Source organism: Streptomyces macrolidinus, from assembly GCF_023887685.1.
GTDB lineage: Bacteria > Actinomycetota > Actinomycetes > Streptomycetales > Streptomycetaceae > Streptomyces > Streptomyces macrolidinus.
Genome location: NZ_JAMWMR010000052.1, coordinates 1 through 16261 on the forward strand (window position 1 = coordinate 1; position 16261 = coordinate 16261).

General features: G+C 70.7%; 14 protein-coding genes. 6 read left to right on the top strand and 8 right to left on the bottom strand.

Annotation, left to right across the window (positions count from 1 at the left end):
• The 8 genes from NGF19_RS29480 to NGF19_RS29515 all read right to left on the bottom strand — a co-directional run.
• Positions 1 to 303 (bottom strand): SDR family NAD(P)-dependent oxidoreductase (locus NGF19_RS29480; RefSeq protein WP_252428879.1); only part of this gene is annotated, 303 nt, incomplete at its 3' end.
• Positions 304 to 379: 76 nt separating this feature from the next.
• Positions 380 to 1561, bottom strand: a complete 1182-nt coding sequence (locus NGF19_RS29485; RefSeq protein WP_372506009.1) for a 3-deoxy-7-phosphoheptulonate synthase — start codon at positions 1559 to 1561, stop codon at positions 380 to 382.
• A 196-nt stretch (positions 1562 to 1757) separates the two neighbouring features.
• Entirely contained in the window at positions 1758 to 3395 is a 1638-nt protein-coding gene (locus NGF19_RS29490) for a carboxylesterase/lipase family protein (RefSeq protein WP_252428855.1), read from the bottom strand.
• Positions 3396 to 3721: 326 nt separating this feature from the next.
• Complete coding sequence (locus NGF19_RS29495) at positions 3722 to 5041, bottom strand: IS701 family transposase (protein ID WP_252428857.1); 1320 nt, start codon at positions 5039 to 5041, stop codon at positions 3722 to 3724.
• Between the two features lie 223 nt (positions 5042 to 5264).
• Positions 5265 to 5870, bottom strand: coding sequence for a hypothetical protein (locus NGF19_RS29500; RefSeq protein WP_252428859.1), 606 nt, complete (start codon positions 5868 to 5870; stop codon positions 5265 to 5267).
• 24 nt (positions 5871 to 5894) lie between these two features.
• The gene (locus NGF19_RS29505) at positions 5895 to 6461 is read right to left on the bottom strand and encodes a GNAT family N-acetyltransferase (RefSeq protein ID WP_252428861.1); all 567 of its coding nucleotides are present in this window, start codon (positions 6459 to 6461) and stop codon (positions 5895 to 5897) included.
• Between the two features lie 438 nt (positions 6462 to 6899).
• Positions 6900 to 7571 (bottom strand): enoyl-CoA hydratase-related protein, encoded by a 672-nt coding sequence (locus tag NGF19_RS29510; RefSeq protein WP_252428863.1) that lies wholly within the window; start codon positions 7569 to 7571, stop codon positions 6900 to 6902.
• A 97-nt stretch (positions 7572 to 7668) separates the two neighbouring features.
• On the bottom strand, positions 7669 to 8274 hold the full coding sequence (locus tag NGF19_RS29515) for a TetR/AcrR family transcriptional regulator (protein WP_252428865.1): 606 nt from the start codon (positions 8272 to 8274) through the stop codon (positions 7669 to 7671).
• 241 nt (positions 8275 to 8515) lie between these two features.
• On the opposite strand from NGF19_RS29515, the gene NGF19_RS29520 reads away from it, so the two are divergent.
• The 6 genes from NGF19_RS29520 to NGF19_RS29545 form a co-directional block, all read left to right on the top strand.
• Entirely contained in the window at positions 8516 to 11236 is a 2721-nt protein-coding gene (locus NGF19_RS29520; RefSeq protein WP_252428867.1) for a glycoside hydrolase family 84 protein, read from the top strand.
• A gap of 160 nt (positions 11237 to 11396) precedes the next feature.
• Positions 11397 to 13922: a DnaB-like helicase C-terminal domain-containing protein gene (locus NGF19_RS29525; protein ID WP_252428869.1), complete on the top strand. Its 2526-nt coding sequence runs from the start codon at positions 11397 to 11399 to the stop codon at positions 13920 to 13922.
• A complete protein-coding gene (locus NGF19_RS29530; RefSeq protein WP_252428871.1) occupies positions 13922 to 14503 on the top strand; it encodes a hypothetical protein in 582 nt (193 codons plus the stop codon). Before NGF19_RS29525 ends, NGF19_RS29530 begins: the two co-directional genes overlap by 1 nt.
• A 185-nt stretch (positions 14504 to 14688) precedes the next feature.
• Complete coding sequence (locus NGF19_RS29535) at positions 14689 to 15195, top strand: hypothetical protein (protein ID WP_252428873.1); 507 nt, start codon at positions 14689 to 14691, stop codon at positions 15193 to 15195.
• A 128-nt stretch (positions 15196 to 15323) separates the two neighbouring features.
• Positions 15324 to 15734 (top strand): VOC family protein, encoded by a 411-nt coding sequence (locus NGF19_RS29540; RefSeq protein WP_252428875.1) that lies wholly within the window; start codon positions 15324 to 15326, stop codon positions 15732 to 15734.
• Between the two features lie 17 nt (positions 15735 to 15751).
• Positions 15752 to 16261 (top strand): helix-turn-helix transcriptional regulator (locus NGF19_RS29545; protein WP_252428877.1); only part of this gene is annotated, 510 nt, incomplete at its 3' end.

Sequence of the window (16261 nt, forward strand, 5' to 3'; positions counted from 1 at the left end):
GTCACTGAAGCTGCTCACCTCCCCCAGACGCAGCACACCGGCCGCATTGACCAGGTAATCGATCGGGCCGAGCCGCCGCTCCACCTCACCGACCAGCGCCTCCACCGCCGCACTGTCCGACACATCCGCCGCGAACCCCACCACCGGAAGTGTGTCCGCCTCGAGTTTCGCGGTCGTCTCGCCCAGCCGGTCGGGGTCGCGGTCGACGGCGGCCACCGTGATGCTCTGTTCGCACAGGGCACGGGCCACGGCGGCGCCGATGCCACCGGCCGCGCCCGTCACCAGGGCCAACCTCTTCTCCAGCCGGTTCTCCAGTCTGTTCTCCATGTCGTGCCTCTCCTTCACATGTCGTGCAGGCAGGGAGTCATGCGCATCCCGGTCACGCTTGCCAGGCCGACACCACGGAGATGGCCTGGCCGACGTTGAGCCGGGGGTCGCAGAAGGTCTCGTAGGAGTCGCCGACCAGGTGGGCCATGCGCGCGTCGGAGACGCACTCCATGACCGAGTCCGGTGTGGTCTCCAGATGCAGGCCACCAGCCACACCACCGTGCTGGACCACCGCGTGGTGGAACGCGGCGACCTCCCGCTCGGCAGCCTCCACATAGCGGGTCTTGAACCCACCAGGCGTCGTCACGGTGTTGGCGTGCAGGGGGTCGGTGAGCCAGATGGCCGGGTGCCCGGCCGCGCGGACGGCCTCGACCAGCGGCGGCAGGGCCTCGGCCACCACGTCGGCGCCCATGCGCGCGATGAGGGTGAGCCGCCCCGGCTCGCGCCGCGGGTCCAGCCGTCGGCACAGCTCCAGCAGATCGTTGCGAGTGGTGCCCGGACCGACCTTGCAGGACACCGGGTTGACCACACCGGCCAGCAGGCCGACGTGCGCGCCGTCAGCTTGCCGGGTGCGTTCCCCGACCCACGGCCAGTGGGTGGAGGACAGCAGCATTCCGTCGGCCTCGTGCCGCAGCAGCGGCATCTCGTAGTCGAGCAGCAGCGCCTCGTGGCTGGTCCACACCACCGGGTCGATGCGCTGGGGGTGCGCGGGCCGATGCCAGCCGAGGTGACGCATCACCTCGTCGGCCGCCATGTACCCGATGAGCAGGCGCAGCGGGTCGGCGCGGCGGCCCTCGGGGGTGGGGTCGGGTTCGTTGACCATGTGACCGCGGTAGACGGGCAGTTCGGCGCCGCCGATGTCCTCGGTGGGGCGGGAGCGCGGCTTGCTGAACTGTCCGGCGATACGGCCTACGCGCAGCACTGGCTTGCCGGTGATCAGCCGCAACGCCCCGGCGAGCAGGTCGAGCACGGCCGCCTTGCGGGCGACATGCCCGGCGGTGCACTCGTCGGGGTTCTCCGCGCAGTCCCCGGCCTGCACCACCAGCGCCTCCCCGGCCGCCACCCGCGCCAGGTGGCGGCGCAGTGTGCGTACGTCGTCGGTGCGCACCAGCGAGGGCCGGGCGGCCAGGTCCGAACGGACGCGGCGCAACTGGTCCGGATCGGCCCACTCGGGCTGCTGGGCGGCGGGCTTCAGTTCGATGTCGACCAGGGAGTTGAGCAGGGATTCGTCCACGGGGGTGTCTCCAGACACAGACGGTGGCTGCGCGGCGCACGGCCGCGGCGCACGGGCGGTACGGCCGGGCGGCAGGGGAGCAGGGGAGCAGGGGAGCAGGGGTGGAAGGATGCAAGGGCAAGGCGGCAAGTGGGCGCTGAGCCATGGGATTTGGCAGGGGAAGGAGGGCGCGGAGAACAGCGAACAGGCCGTGGTCCTACACCCGCGGCGTCCAGCCCACCGCGTCCCAGAACCCCAACTGCACTGCCTTCGGGGTACGTTCGACCTCGGCGATACCGGGACCGCCCAGGACGAGCGTGCTGGGCGAGTCGAGCGTGAACGGGGGCCAGCCCACCGTCTCGGCGGTCTGCGGTACGGACGTACGGGCGAAGGCGGCCACCGTGTCGATGAAGAGGTCGGACAGCCGCCGCTCCACGGGCCCGTCGCCGAACACGGCGGCGAACTGCGGCAGTCGATGGGTGCCGAACAGGAACGGTGACGTCGCTTCGTGCGGGGTGCCGAAGTGGGGCGGCCTGGCCGGGTGGGCGAACTCCATCGCGTACAGCGGGGTGTTGCCCGACCGGGCATGGCGTTCGGCGAACCGTACGATCTGGTGCCGGAAGTACGCGTCGCCCCAGATCTCGGTCCACAGTGCGAACGGGTCGCCGGGCAGGCCCGCTTCCCGGGCCGCGGCACGGTAGGCGGTGACGCAGGCGTCGGCGAGATCGTCGTCGGCGGCGGGGCGGCCCAGGTCGAGTACGTCGCGTACGGCCCGCCTCAACTCGGCCTCGTCACAAGGTGCGGGCTGCGGCTGCGGGGAGCTGGGACCGGTGTAGAAGGAGCCCTCGGTGCGGGTGTTCACCGACAGCACCGGCACCTCGGGTGTCGGCAGCAGATGGTCGAGGTCGGGCATGGTGCGTCCGTCCGGGACCGGGCCGCGGTACCAACGGCCGCTGGCCACGATCCGTTTGCCGGGTTCCGGCGCGAACACCTCTTCCCAGGCCTCGGTGAACGCGCCCGCCGGTACCTCGCGCAGCCCGGCGACGCTGGTGCCCAGGCGGCGCGCGACCGCCTCGTAGACCGTCCGGGAGTCCTCCGGCGTCAACGCGGTCGCGGGCGGGGCGACATGGCTGGGGCTGATACAGACGACACGGCGGATCAGTCCGCGCAGGCCGGGCAGCAGGGCCAGTTGCCAGGCGGTGGCACCGCCCGCGGACGTACCGCACACGGTGATGTTGCCGGGATCCCCGCCGAACGCGGCGGCGTTGGCGTGGACCCAGCGCAGCAGCGCCTCCTGGTCCTGGAGGCCCCAGTTGGCGAAGTGCCCGGTCTCCGGGTCGGCGAGGTCCTCGTGCAGACCGAAACCGAGGCCGCCGAGGCGGTAGTTGAAGGTGACGACGACCAGGTCGCCCCGCTCGGCCGGGCGCGACCCGTCGTAGGTGGGCATGCTGCCCGCGCCGGCCTGCCAGCCACCGCCGTGGATGTACACCAGCACGGGCTTGCTGCCGCCGGTACCGGGCGTCCAGACGTTGGCGTACAGCGAGTCCTCACTGCTGGGCGGCACCGGCCTGTTGGGGATCACGGCCTGGAAGGAGACCGGGGTGAAGCGCCGTGCCTCGCGTATCCCGCGCCAGGGCACGGGTGGCCTGGGGGACGCGAAGCGCAGCGCGCCCACCGGCGGCCGGGCGTAGGGCACACCGCGGAAGACGGTGACACGGCCCGTGCGTTCGCCCGCCACCAGCCCGCCCGACGTACGTACCACGACCCGGGAACCGGACCTGCGGGGGCGAGGCGGGCTGGTGGCGACGGCGGACAGGCCCGGCCGCCCGTCGGCGGCCTGCGGCTGGCTGGTCATGGTGAACTCCTCGGCACGATGACGGGCTGGTCAGCCGATCGTGTGCCGAGGGTTCACGGGTCGCCAAAGACTGCCCCGGCAATCCGTCAGCTACCGGGGCGGTTCTGTCAGCTCGTGGGCCGGGCGGCCCAGGAAGCTGATGGAGCAGAGGGGAAGCGGGCTGACAGGTCTCCTTTCCGCCCGTACACTGCGCCCGCGCTACGTCGGGCCTTGGAGGAGCCGTGCCTCGGACGAGGCCCTGGCCCTGGTACTGCTCTTGGTCCTGCTGCTGTCCGGCGTCCGCCTGCGTCACCCCCGCACACGCAGACCCTCGTCATCTGCCCCGCTCATAGGGAGGGGTTGGTCACCGGCTCGGGCACCGGCACCGGAACGTGCGCCGGCTCTGCAACCGGCACCTGCTCGGGAACGGGTACCTGCTCGGGACCGCGCACCTGCTCGGGCCCCGGCACCTGCTCGGTCGTCCCGGACAGCACCGCGACCGCGTGGGCCGCCGATGCGAGAGTGGTGTGACGGTGCCAGCCGCTGAAGGAACGACCGGAGAAGTCCCGTATGCCCACGCGCTCGGCGATCTCTGTGAAGGCACGCTCCACCTGCTGGGTCATTCGGCTCAGCCGCAGCATCTGGGCAGGGTGCAGATCGGTGATGTCGGTGAGCCACAGCTCGGCGGGCCAGCGTCCACCGCTGTGCCCGACACCGAGCAGCACCAGATCACGGCAGGCGGCGGGCCGGGCCGACGAGCGCTTGGCCAGCCGCACCCGGACAGCCGCGGTCAGGCCCGCGTGCACCGCGCCGCCGCCGGGGCCGGGCCGCCGCTGGATGACGGGCTGGCGCAGCGGACGGGCCATCAGCATCAACTGGTGCGCCGTCATCTCCGTGTCGGCGACGCTGCGGGGCAGACCCGGATCGACGGCCAGCAGCCGCAGGTTGGCACTGACTCGTAACAGCATCGGCGCGCCCGCGGTCTGCAGTCGGCGCACGGTGCCCGGCACATCCAGCTCACGGGCGTCCATCACGGCCGGTCGCACCGGCAACCCCCAGCCCCGGGTGATGCCGAGGAAGGCCGCCACGGCGCACTCGTCGAGGGACTCGGGCAGCGCGCTCTTCGGGATGGCCGCCTGCCGACGCCTGCTCTCGTCGTCCAGCCAGGTCTCGGACAGATGCAGACGCCAGTTGATGGGCGTGCTGTGCTCCTCCGACACCGCCCACACACCCACGGCCTGCTGGGCGTTCATCACCTGGCCGTGGGTGGGGGAGAAGCGGCGGTCGACGCCCACCGAGCTGGCACCGGCCTTGGGAATCACCATCGGTCGCAGCACATACGCGCGGGCCGGGAAGACCTCCTCCAGATGGCGGGCCAGCGCGCGGCGCACCGGGCCCCAGTCCCAGGTGGAGCCGCTGATGAAGTGGTGCAGGCTCTGCTCGGCCGCCTCCCCGCCGAACAGGGAGGAGATGTTCCGTATCGACTTGCGCCCTTCGACGCCGAGCAGGCCTTGCACGTACTCCACACCCCTGCGCCGCTGGTCGCTGCGCGGCAGGGACTCGAAGAGCACCGGGCTCAGTTCCTCCAGCACGCTCTGCCGCGACGCCTTGGGCGCCAGGTAGGGCGGCTCACGGTCCGTGGTGCGTATGTGCAGTCTGGTCTGCATCCCATCCCACCTCGCTCGATTGCCTCGCAAGCAGGCTCGGAGCGGGCGTCCAAGGCGGGACCAAGGCCCGTGAAACACGCAGGCCACACAGGGGGTGTGCGGAGGTTGCGCAGGGAGCGGAAGGTGGGGCGTACGGGTGTACGGGCGCGTGGGTTACGGGTGTACGGGCGCGTGGGTTACGGGTGTCCGGGCGCGCGGGTGCCCGGAGCGCGCCCGAGCGCCGCTAGGGGGCGGGTGCCATCGTGTCCGGCGTTCGGCCCGCCTCGGCGGCACACCGGCCGACGCACCCGCGGGAGCGCTGAAGCAGCGCGGCGGCCGGCCACGGCGCACCGCAGTGACGGCATATGCCCGCGCGCGCCGCCACGCGCTCCTCACCCGCGTACCGGAGCCCGTGCCCGTACCCCGGTTCTTCGTCGTCGCGCTCGGCGGTCGCGCACGTGCCGGACCCGCACGACGGGGCCAGGTCTATCTCCAGTCCGGTCGGCACCATCAGCCAGCGCGCCGTCAACTCCTCGTACTCCTGCCGCATGCCGCCTCCTCGTCCGGGGCCGCACCGCGTCGGCGCGGCCGTCTGCCGCCGCCAGAGTCGCGCCGTACGGTCCAGGCGAGGCGAAGCCCGCTCCAAGCCGCAGCCCGCACCACCTGCCGCTGCCGCGGGCTCTGGAAGGGGAGTCCGCTCGATCTCGGCGCGGGCGACGGCCAGCGAGACGCCGATGACGGCATGGGCGCCGAGGCGTGACTTGGTGGGGGCGCCGTCCACGGCGATCGCCGACTCGGTGAGAACGTCACCCGCCCCCACCGCGGCCTCACCCGCTCCTGAGCGGTCCACGGCACACGAGGACGGCGATGGGCGTCAACTCACCTGTGGAGGCTGGTGCTTGGCCCAGTACTCGGTAGCGGTGATGCCGAGCAGTACGAGATCGTGGTGGGTACCGGCGAAGAACTCGTGCTCCCGGAGCCGTCCCTCCTCGACGAAGCCCAGCTTGCGGAAGAGCGCGAGGGAGCCGTCGTTGAACGCGTGGATCTCCACTTCGCACTTGTGGTAGCGCTGCTCGGCGAACATGTAGGTGAGGAGCAACTCGACGGCCTCGGCCGCGTATCCCTTGCGACGCTGATCGCGGCTGATCTCGATGCCCACCTTGAACCGCCCGGCACGCAGGTCGGTCTCTCCGACGGTCACCGACCCCGCGAACGCGCCGTCGGCCAACACCTCGATCACCAGCCGGAACACCTCGCCTCCGGGCTCACGCCCAGCGCGCTCGGCGGTCCAGACCCTAAAGCCCTCGTCCGAGCGCGGCGGCTCGACCAGGTCGGCATTGCGGACATCGACGGTGTTCCGAGCCAGGTCCCGAAAGTCCTCCCAGTCCTCCGGCTCGACACCCCGCAGCCGTATCTTCTCCCCGCTCCACATGTCACTCATCGCGCCCACCACTTCAGTTGGTTGCAGAGGTACTGCCGGCCCCGCATGGTAAGCACGACACGCCTGCGGCGGAGACCGGATTTCGTCCAGCCAACGAACCAAGCCGGTCGGGGGACTTGAGGTTGCTGCCGTGGGATCGGCAGCCCTGGACCGGCATGACGCCGAGCACGGCCCACGCGGCACCGCTCCGTGTCCGGCCGGTCGTGAACACAGGGCGGGTGTTGCCCTGCCGGTCGTTCGGAAGAGTAACGTCCATGAGGATCACGAAGTTCGGGCACGCGTACGATCACTTCGATCCGGAACGCCTGCGCGGATTCGGGTCGCCCATCTACACCTGCGGCGGGGTCGCCCGTCGGCCGAGCGGGTTCGGTCGACATCCGGCGACTCCGCCCCGGCGAGAGCGTCGAGTGGTAGGTGCCCCCAGGGGAGGCGGGGCGGTCAGCCGAGCGGGTTGCCGGGGGCGCGCAGGGTGGCCAGCGTCGGGGCGTACATACGGGCCTTGATGGTGCCGAGAGTGTCACCGGCCTTGCCCACCTGCGCCTGCGCGACCTCGATGGCGGTGGAGCGCACCGCGTCCTCGGTGACCGCCCGGTCGACGATGCGGGCAGCCGCGGCGTCCGCGCCACCGTAGCGGCGGGCGGTGAGCATGGCCTCGTGAGCCGTCTGAGGCGCCAGGCGGGCCTGGACGAGAGCGGCCATGCCAGGGGTGAAGGGGATGTTGATGTCCGCTTCGGGCAGGCACCAGTAGCCCCGGTCGGCGCGCATGACACGGAAGTCGTGGGCGAGGGAGAGCATCGCTCCGGCGGCGAAGGTGTGCCCCTGGAGCGCGGCCACGGTGATGACCGGCAGCGACAGCATCCGCGCGAACAGTTCGTGCACGGAGGCGACGTAGTCCAGGTGCTGGTCGACATGGGCCAACAGCCAGTCCAGGTCGAGCCCGTTGGAGTAGAACTTGCCGGTGGCCGCGGTGACCAGAGCACGAGGCCCGTGCGCCTTCTCCACCTCGTCCAACGCGGCACCGACAGCGGTGATCCAGTCGGGGTGGAAGCGGTTCTCTCCGTCTCCCAGGTCCAGGACGAAGACGTTGTCCTGACGGTCGAGCAAGGGCATGGCTACTCCTTCGGGCTGCGCGGATTACGGTGCTGGAACGCATAGGTGCTCAAAGCGATTGACAACGTTGGGAGTTGAGGGGGCGGGAAGGGGCGGATCAGGGCTGCGGCCCGGCATCCGGGCGCTCACGCAGCGCGTGCGTGAGCAGGTCGTGGATCTCGGCCGCAGCCGCCTCCAGCGGTGCGGTGCTCTGTTCGGCCCGGCACATGATCACCGCGCCTTCGACCGCCGCGATGATGAACGCCCCCAGCCTGCGGCTGCGTTGCTCGGTCACGCCGTGCCGGACGAACAGGTCCGCGAGAGCCTCCTGCCAGCGGGCGAAGACGGCTGCGGCGGAGCGGGCGAGTTGAGGTGCGTCGTCGTTGGTCTCCGCTGCCACGGCCACGATCGGGCAGCCCGCCCTGAAGCCGCTCTCCGCGAGTTGGTCGCGCCACAGCGCGAAGAACGCGTCGACGGCCGCGACGGGGTCCTCCGCCCGCAAGGCCGCGTCGATCAGCCCCGCGATGAAGTCCCCTGCCAGCGCCACCGCTTCGTCGATGAGCTGGCTCCGCCCGCCGGGAAAGTGGTGATACACCGAGCCGCGAGGCGCTCCGCTGTGCGCGAGCACCCGGTCGATGCTCGTCGCGCTCGCACCGTACTCACGCAGCAGAACGGCGGCGCTGAGGATCATCCGGTCACGACTGTCACTCCTGCGCGGGCTCACCTGCCCACCACCCCCTCCCCACCTCAACTCCGGCTACCTGTCGGTAACTTATGGTGTATGGCATAGAACATGCAAGGGTTCGCGCAAGGTTCATGCCGCACGCGAGCAATGCCCTCCCTGGGTGCGAAACCGCAGGTCAGCGCGCTGATGTTGTCCAGACCATTGACATGCAAGCGCCAGGATGTTGAATTCAGGTTGTTGTTGCGCGACTCCGGTGACTTAAGTGATCAATGGAGGACCAGTGACACCTCGCTCACCCCGTCCCACCGCGCTCGGCGCCGCGGCCGTGCTGCTGGCCGGTGGTCTGCTGACCGCCGCGCCGCCCGCCCAGGCAGTCGGCAACACCCCCGCCACCCCGGCGAATACCTCGAGCACCGCGAATACCGCGAGTACTGCGAAGGCCGCGAGTACCGCGAAGACGCAGCGGACCATCTCGCCCACCCCGCGGTCCGTGACGAACCGATCCGACCACGTCACCATCACCCCCACCGTGACCCTGGTGACGGGCGCGACCTCCGACGGTCCCTCCCTCGACGTCGTGGAGAGTGCCCTGCGCAAGGCCGGTGCGCAGCACGTCGTACGCGGTGACAGACCCGGCGGAAGCGGGCTGACCGTCTACGTCGGCGACACCGCCGCGCTCGCCGCGCAACACCTCGACGGCCCCTCCGAACTGCCCGCCGACGGCTACGTCCTCGGCATCGGCGCCGACCGGATCGTCCTCGCGGGCAAGGACACGACGGGCACGTACTACGCCGCCCAGACCCTGCGCCAGGTGCTGCCGCAGCAGAGCCGTCCGGGCGCCCAGGTCGCCGGAATCGCCGTACGCGACTGGCCCGGCACCGCCCTGCGTGGCGTCATCGAGGGCTTCTACGGCACCCCTTGGTCGCACGAGGCCCGGCTCGACCAGCTCGACTACTACGGCGAGCACAAGATGAACATCTACGTGTACTCGCCGAAGGACGACGCCTACCTCCGGGCGAAGTGGCGCGACGCCTACCCCGCCGAACAGCTCGCCCAGATCAAGGAGTTGGCCGACCGGGCCACCCAGCGGCACGTGGACTTCACCTACGCGCTCTCACCCGGGCTGTCCGTCTGCTACAGCTCGGACGCCGACATCAAGGCGCTGGTCGACAAGTTCCAGACCATCTGGGACATCGGGGTACGGACCTTCGCCGTGCCGCTCGACGACATCAGCTACACCGACTGGAACTGCGCCGAGGACAAGGAGAAGTGGGGGACCGGCGGCGCCGCGGCGGGCGCGGCCCAGGCGTATCTGCTCAACCGGGTCAACAAGGAGTTCATCGCCACCCACCCGGGCGCCCAGCCCCTCCAGATGGTGCCCACCGAGTACTACAACGTCTCCGCGTCGCCGTACAAGCAGGCGCTGTCCGAGCAGCTCGACCCCGACGTCCTCGTGGAATGGACCGGTGTCGGCGTCGTCGCCCCGACGATGACCGTCGCCCAGGCCGAGGAAGCCCGCACGGTCTTCGGCCACCCGATCTTGACGTGGGACAACTACCCCGTGAACGACTACACGACGGACCGGCTGCTGCTCGGCCCGTTCAACGGACGGGAGAAGGGGCTCCCCGGCAAGCTGGCCGGGATCACCGCCAACCCGATGATCCAGCCGTACGCCTCCAAGATCGCGCTCCACACCGTCGCCGACTACGCGTGGAACGACACCGCGTACGACCCCCGGACCTCATGGCTCCAGGGCATCAAGGAGTACGCGGGCGGCGACGCCCGCACCGAGAAGGCACTGCGGGCCTTCGCCGACATCAACTACAGCTCGTCCCTGAACAGCGAGCAGGCACCCGACCTGGCCGCGGCGTTCGACGCCTACTGGACGTCCGGTGACGCCACTCGACTCACCTCGACGCTCACCACGCTCGGCGCCGCCCCCGACCGACTGCGCGACAGCCTCCCGGACCGGGGCTTCATCGCCGACGCCGGACCCTGGCTGGACGCGACCAAGTCCTGGGCGACCGCCGCCCGTACGGCGCTGCGCATGGTCGAGGCGGCCCGTGCCGGAAAGGGCGCCCAGGCATGGGAGTTGCGTCAACAGGTGCCCGCACAGGTCACCGCGGCGAAGTCCTTCACCTACACCGGCCTCGACGGCCGCGCGGTACCGGTCGTCGTCGTCGACGGGGTACTGGACCGGTTCATCGACGCGGCGAACGCGGAGTACGACCGGATCCTCGGGATCAGCGGTCGGCCCACGGCGTCGGCCACCCTCGGTACCTGGCAGAGCAACGCCCCGGCGCGGATGCTGGACGGCGACGACTCCACCTACTTCTGGAGCGACAGGTCGCCCGCCGCCGGTGACGGGGTCACCGTGGACCTCGGCCGGACACGGGAGCTCGGCGACATCACCCTGGCCATGGCCAAGCCCACGAGCCCCGACGACTACCTGCACGAGGGCGTCCTCGAGTACTCGGTGGACGGGCAGACCTGGCAGCAGCTCGCAGCCTTCGCCGGGAAGCCGGACGTCACCGCGACGGTGCCCGCCGGAACCAGCGCGCGCTACGTACGGGCGCGCGCGACCGCGGACCAGGAGAACTGGCTCGTCGTGCGCGAGTTCGACGTCACGACCAAGGACGGGGCGGTGACCGGAGGGCCGCCCGCCGCCACCGGGTTCTCGCTGCGCGCGGCAGCCGACGCGGACCCGAACACCGTCTACCGGGCGGCGCGGGCCCCGGAGGCCGGAGACGCGCTCCAGACGGGGATCGAACACACGGGCCCCGTCCGTTCCGTCACCGTCCTGCGCCCGACCGGGACCACCGGCCGCGGCGACATCCAGCTCCGTGGTACCGACGGGACGTGGCGGACCATCGGCACGCTCGACGGCGCCTACACCAAGGTCTCCGCGGGAGGCAGGTCGGCCGACGCGGTACGCCTCCTCTGGGGTACGGGAACGGCTGCGCCGCAGGTCGCGGAGGTGGTCGTGACCGGCCAGGACTGAGCCCGCCCGGCGCTCTCGGCGTTGTCGAGGAACCACGGCGCTGATCGAAGGCCGGGACCGGCGTCACGGTCCCGGCCTTCGGCCTGTGGTGAGGCCGCTCGCGGGTGAGCCGCCGGACACGCGATAGCGTTGGGGTGGCTTGACGGGTCCGGGAGGGTGAGTGAGCAGGTCGGAACACGGCGAGGCCGCGCTGAACGTGACCGTGGCGCGGAACGACCTCTACGCCCTGGTCAAGCGCGCCGAGGAGGACGGGCGTACGACCCTGATCCACAAGCGTCGGGACCGCGCCCTCCTGGCCCCTCTTGATCGGCTTCCGGCAGCCCGGACGACCGAGACCCCGCCGTCCCACACCCTGAGCGCGGCCCAGGGCAGGTTCGGCGAACTCGTCACCAAGGCGGCCGAAGGCCGACCCCAGGTGCTGCGGCGCGGCACCACGCCGGTCGCGGTACTGCTGCCGGCGGACATCTCCGTCGATGTCACCTCCGACGTCGATGTCACTTCTGATTCCGACGTCGATGTCACGTCTGATACGGGTGTCGATGTCACATCTGATACGGGTATGGACACGGACACGGGTATGGACACGGACACGGACACGGGTACGGACATGGACACCCCGACAGCAGCGGTGTCCGCGGGAGGCGCGGTGAACAACCCACGTCATGCGGATCGCGACAGCGCGCAGCCACGCAGGCTCGCGACCCTGGGCGACGCGATCGGCGCGGTCCTCGCCTCCGGTCCGGCCGGTGGGCCCTCGTTCGGGCTGCCCGGACTCGACGCGGTGACAGGGGGGTTGCAGGCGGGCCGGTTGACGCTGGTGGCCGCTGCCCCGAACGTGGGCGGAAGCCTGCTGGGACTGGCCGCCGCCCGGCAGACCGCACTCGTCGACGGCCACCGGGTGCTGTACGCGGCGTCGGGTCCGAACCGGGCCGACATCACCCGCCGGATCATCTCCGCACAGACCGGCGGTGACTACCCGCGTCTGAAGCAGGGCCGCCTCACCGCCCAGGAGCAGCAGGTCGCCCAGCAGTTGGTCCAGGCGCCCCTGCTCATCGACGACGGCAGCGATCTGACGGCCGAGGCGATCGCGGAGACCGCCCCGCACGTCCAGGACCTGGCCCTGGTGGTCGTGGACAGGCTCCAGACCGCCCCCCATGCCCGCCTCCCGCTGTCCGGTGACCGTCTCCCCGGTGCCTCCCAGACTCTGGCCACACTCGCCCGTACGCTCCATGTCCCGGTACTGGCCGTCGTGGACAGCGACGATCCCGCGCTCCTGGCACGCCTGGACGCCGACGTCCTGCTGACCCTCACCCCGGCCGCGGACGCCTCCAGGGTCCAAGTGGCCGTCGCGGAGCGGGACTTCGGCATCCTCGGCTCGGCCTGGCTCCGACCCGACCTGCTCCACGCCCGCTTCATCGACGCCACGCCCGCGCTTCCGCGTTCTGCGGTGGAACTGGCCGAGGCGGCGCTCGCCTACACCTCCGGCGCCCGACAAGGGCTCCCCGCCGCGGTCACCCATGTCCTGGCCGCGCTGCGCACCGCGGTCGGCAACGGCGACGTCGCGGAGGTGGACAACCTCAAGCCCTCGCTGGTCTCCGCGTTCGCGTCGGTGCGGCACCTGCCGGACACCGCCGAGGGCCGCCGCCTGGCAGCCGCGCTCGGCGCGTACGACCCTGCGTTGCGCGGGGCCACCGAGCCTCCCACCGCCCCGCAGCCCCCCTCGGAAGAGGACGACGCCTGGGTGCAGCCGGGCGACGAAGCCGAACCGGCCGGTACGGTCTTCCCCGCGCTCGGCATCCTCAAGGACTGCATGGAACGCTCGACGTACCACCCGATCCCCGTGATCAGGAAGCAGGAGCGGGACGACCAACCCTGGACGCTCTTCCGGGAGGTCATGGACGGCGAACCCCGCTGGGTGCACCCCGGCATCACGACCGAGAAGACCAGAGCGGGCAAGCGCGACCGGCTCGTCGTGCCCGAGGAGTTCGGCCCGGGAAGCCTGTGCGTCATCGACCGCAACGGCTCCTACCCCTCCGCCTGCTCCGCGGTCCCGCTCGCCCCGAACAAGCTTGTGCACACCGGCCCGTTGGACGAGGTCGGCAAGGACCGCGCGGGAGCGTTCCTCATCGCCGTCCCGGCCTGGAACCACCCGGACATGCCCCACCCGCTGGGCCGCCTCGCCGAGCGGACCGACGACCAGGGGCGCGCCTGGGTGACCACGCCCCATGTGCGGCAGCTCGCCAAGCTCATCAAGGACGGGCACATCAGCGAACCCCTCACCGTCCACGACTCGTTCACCGGCAAGGCCAACGAGAGCCTCCTCAAACCCTTCTACGCCAAGGCCCGCGAGGCCCGCGCCCAGCTCGTCGAAGCGGGCGGCGAGCCCTACACCGAGTACAAGCGCCGTCTGTCCATCGCGCTGCGGCTGCTGTGGCCCAAGGGCGAGAAGGTCAACTCGCCGTTCTGGCGCCCGGATTGGCGTATGGCCCTCGTGGCCGAAGCGTCCGTACGGCACTGGAGCGTCGCCTGGCGCGCCGTCCAGGCCGGGCACACCCTCGTCGCCCTGCGCAACGTCGACGAAGCCGTCTTCTGGACCCCCGACGGCCAGGCCCCCGCCACCTACAAGGTCGGTACCGGATTCGGTGAGGTCAAGGTCAAGACCGAGGCCCCGGAAGGTGAGCGCTGATGGCCACGGGAACAGGACCTTCCCTCGGCGCCGCACTCCACCGACTGCTCGGCGAGTTGGGAACCCGGCCCGTCCGGCGCCTGTCCACCTACCACGCCAAGCACTGGCACGCCCAGCTCTCCCAACTCACCCACACCCAGCGCGGTTACGAGGCCCTCGAACGCGCCGGTCTGAGCGTGCGGCCCGCAACTCTCCTCAAATGGCTGGCCGATCCCGAGTACACCGTCCGCCGCAGCTACCGCGACATCATCCACACCGCCTACGAGAGCGTCGCCACTGTCCCGGCCGATCCCGTACCCCAGGCATTCAAGGACGGCCAGTTCGAGATCAGCGGCCTGGTCAAGACCGGCAACGACGAGCGGTTCCGGGGCTCTCTCAGTGGCAGCGGCAGGATCACCGCGCCCCTGAGGATCGACGGCCGCAGCGGCATCTGGACCGTGATCGAAGACAAGTGGGCGGCGGGCCGACTCACCGACGAGGCCTTCGAGGACGACTTCATCGAGTACGTCGTCATCGAGGACATCGGCGAGGGAACGGACGGTTGGGAGTTCCCCGGCACGTCCTACACGGTCACCATCTGACGAACCGGCGCGAACCGCCCTGGCGAAGTGGGGGAGTTGGACGCGCGGGGGTCGGACACGGGGAAGCGGACGGCAACGAGCCGAGCCATGAGACACCTTGTCAGTCGCAGTCGTGGCAGGCCGATAGGGTGATACGCCCCTGTTCACATGAACACCATGAACACCATGAACATCAAGGAGACGACGTGCGCAAGGCTGTACGGGCCGCGGTCGCGACGGTCATAGCCGGAGTCGTGCTGAGCGGCTGTGGTGACAGCGACGGTGACCAACCGGAGGCGAAGGCGAAGGCGAAGGCGAGTGCCAGTGCCGACGCCGACACCGGTGCCGGAACGGCCGAACAGAAGCAGTCTGCGAGCCCGGCCGGGGACGGCATCATCGGGCGGGCGACGGGCTCCTGGAAGTCCATCGTCGCCTCGGACTCCGCCACCAGCCTGAGCACCCTCACCATCGAGGCCGGCGGGAAGGTGAGCGCCAAGGGCGGCAAGCTGGACTGCACCGGCACGATGAAGCCGGGCGAGGAGGACGGCAAGGACGCACCGACGCTCACCCTGTCCTGCGCAGGCGGCGACGACGGCGGACGAGGCGTCGGTACGGTCGGGATGAAGGGCGACGACGCCCTCGCCATCGACTGGGCCGGGCCCGAGGGCGGCTGGGGCGGCCCGGTCGACAGCTTCCGCCGCACCGCGGGCTGAGCCTCACGTCGAGATGTGATCAAGCCGAGGCAGTGCATCGACCAGGAATATCGACCAGGAATATCGACCAGGAATATCGATCAGGAATCGAGAAGCGCGGCTCACGAAGCCGCCTCTAACCTGCTCGTATGGACATCACCATTCACACGAGTGTTCTCCCGCACGTCGACCCGGACGCATCGCTCGCCTTCTACCGCGACGTCCTCGGCTTCGAGGTCCGCAGCGATGTTGGGCAGGGCAAGATGCGCTGGATCACGGTCGGCCCGGCCGGTCAGCCCGACACCTCGATCCTGCTGGCACCGCCCGCCGCCGACCCGGGAGTCACCGAGGACGAGCGCCGCACCATCACCGAGATGATGGCCAAGGGCACCTACGGCTGGATCCTGCTGGCCACCCCGGACCTCGACGCCACGTTCGAGAGGGTGCAGGCCGGTGACACCGAGGTCGTACAGGAGCCGACCGAGCAGCCGTACGGCATCCGTGACTGCGCCTTCCGCGACCCCGCGGGCAACCTCGTCCGCATCCAGGAACTTCGCTGAAGGCCGAGGGTGCACTCATGTGTCAGGCCGAGTGGCGGCGCGCGCGTGTCGAGGCGCAGCGTCTGACGGATCTCGCTCGGCTGCGCCGCGTCCGTGACCGGATGGACAGGGAGTACGCGCAGCCACTGAACGTCGAGGCGCTCGCCCGTGAGGTGAACATGTCCGCCGGACATCTCAGCCGCCAGTTCCGGGCCGCCTACGGTGAGTCACCGTACGCGTACCTGATGACGCGACGCATCGAGCGCGCGACGGCGCTGCTGCGGCGGGGCGACCTCAGTGTCACCGAGGTCTGCTTCGCGGTCGGCTGCGCGTCGCTGGGCACGTTCACCACCCGCTTCACCGAACTGGTCGGTATGCCGCCCGGGGCTTTCCGGCGCCAGGCGGTGGAGCCGGTCGACCCCGACAGCCCCGCCGCTGCCGTGATCACGGTGGAGGGGATGCCCGCGTGTGTGGCGAAGCAGGTGACACGACCGGTCAGGAATCAAGACCGGTCAGGAATCGAGAAGCCCCGGCCGGCGGGCAGCCCC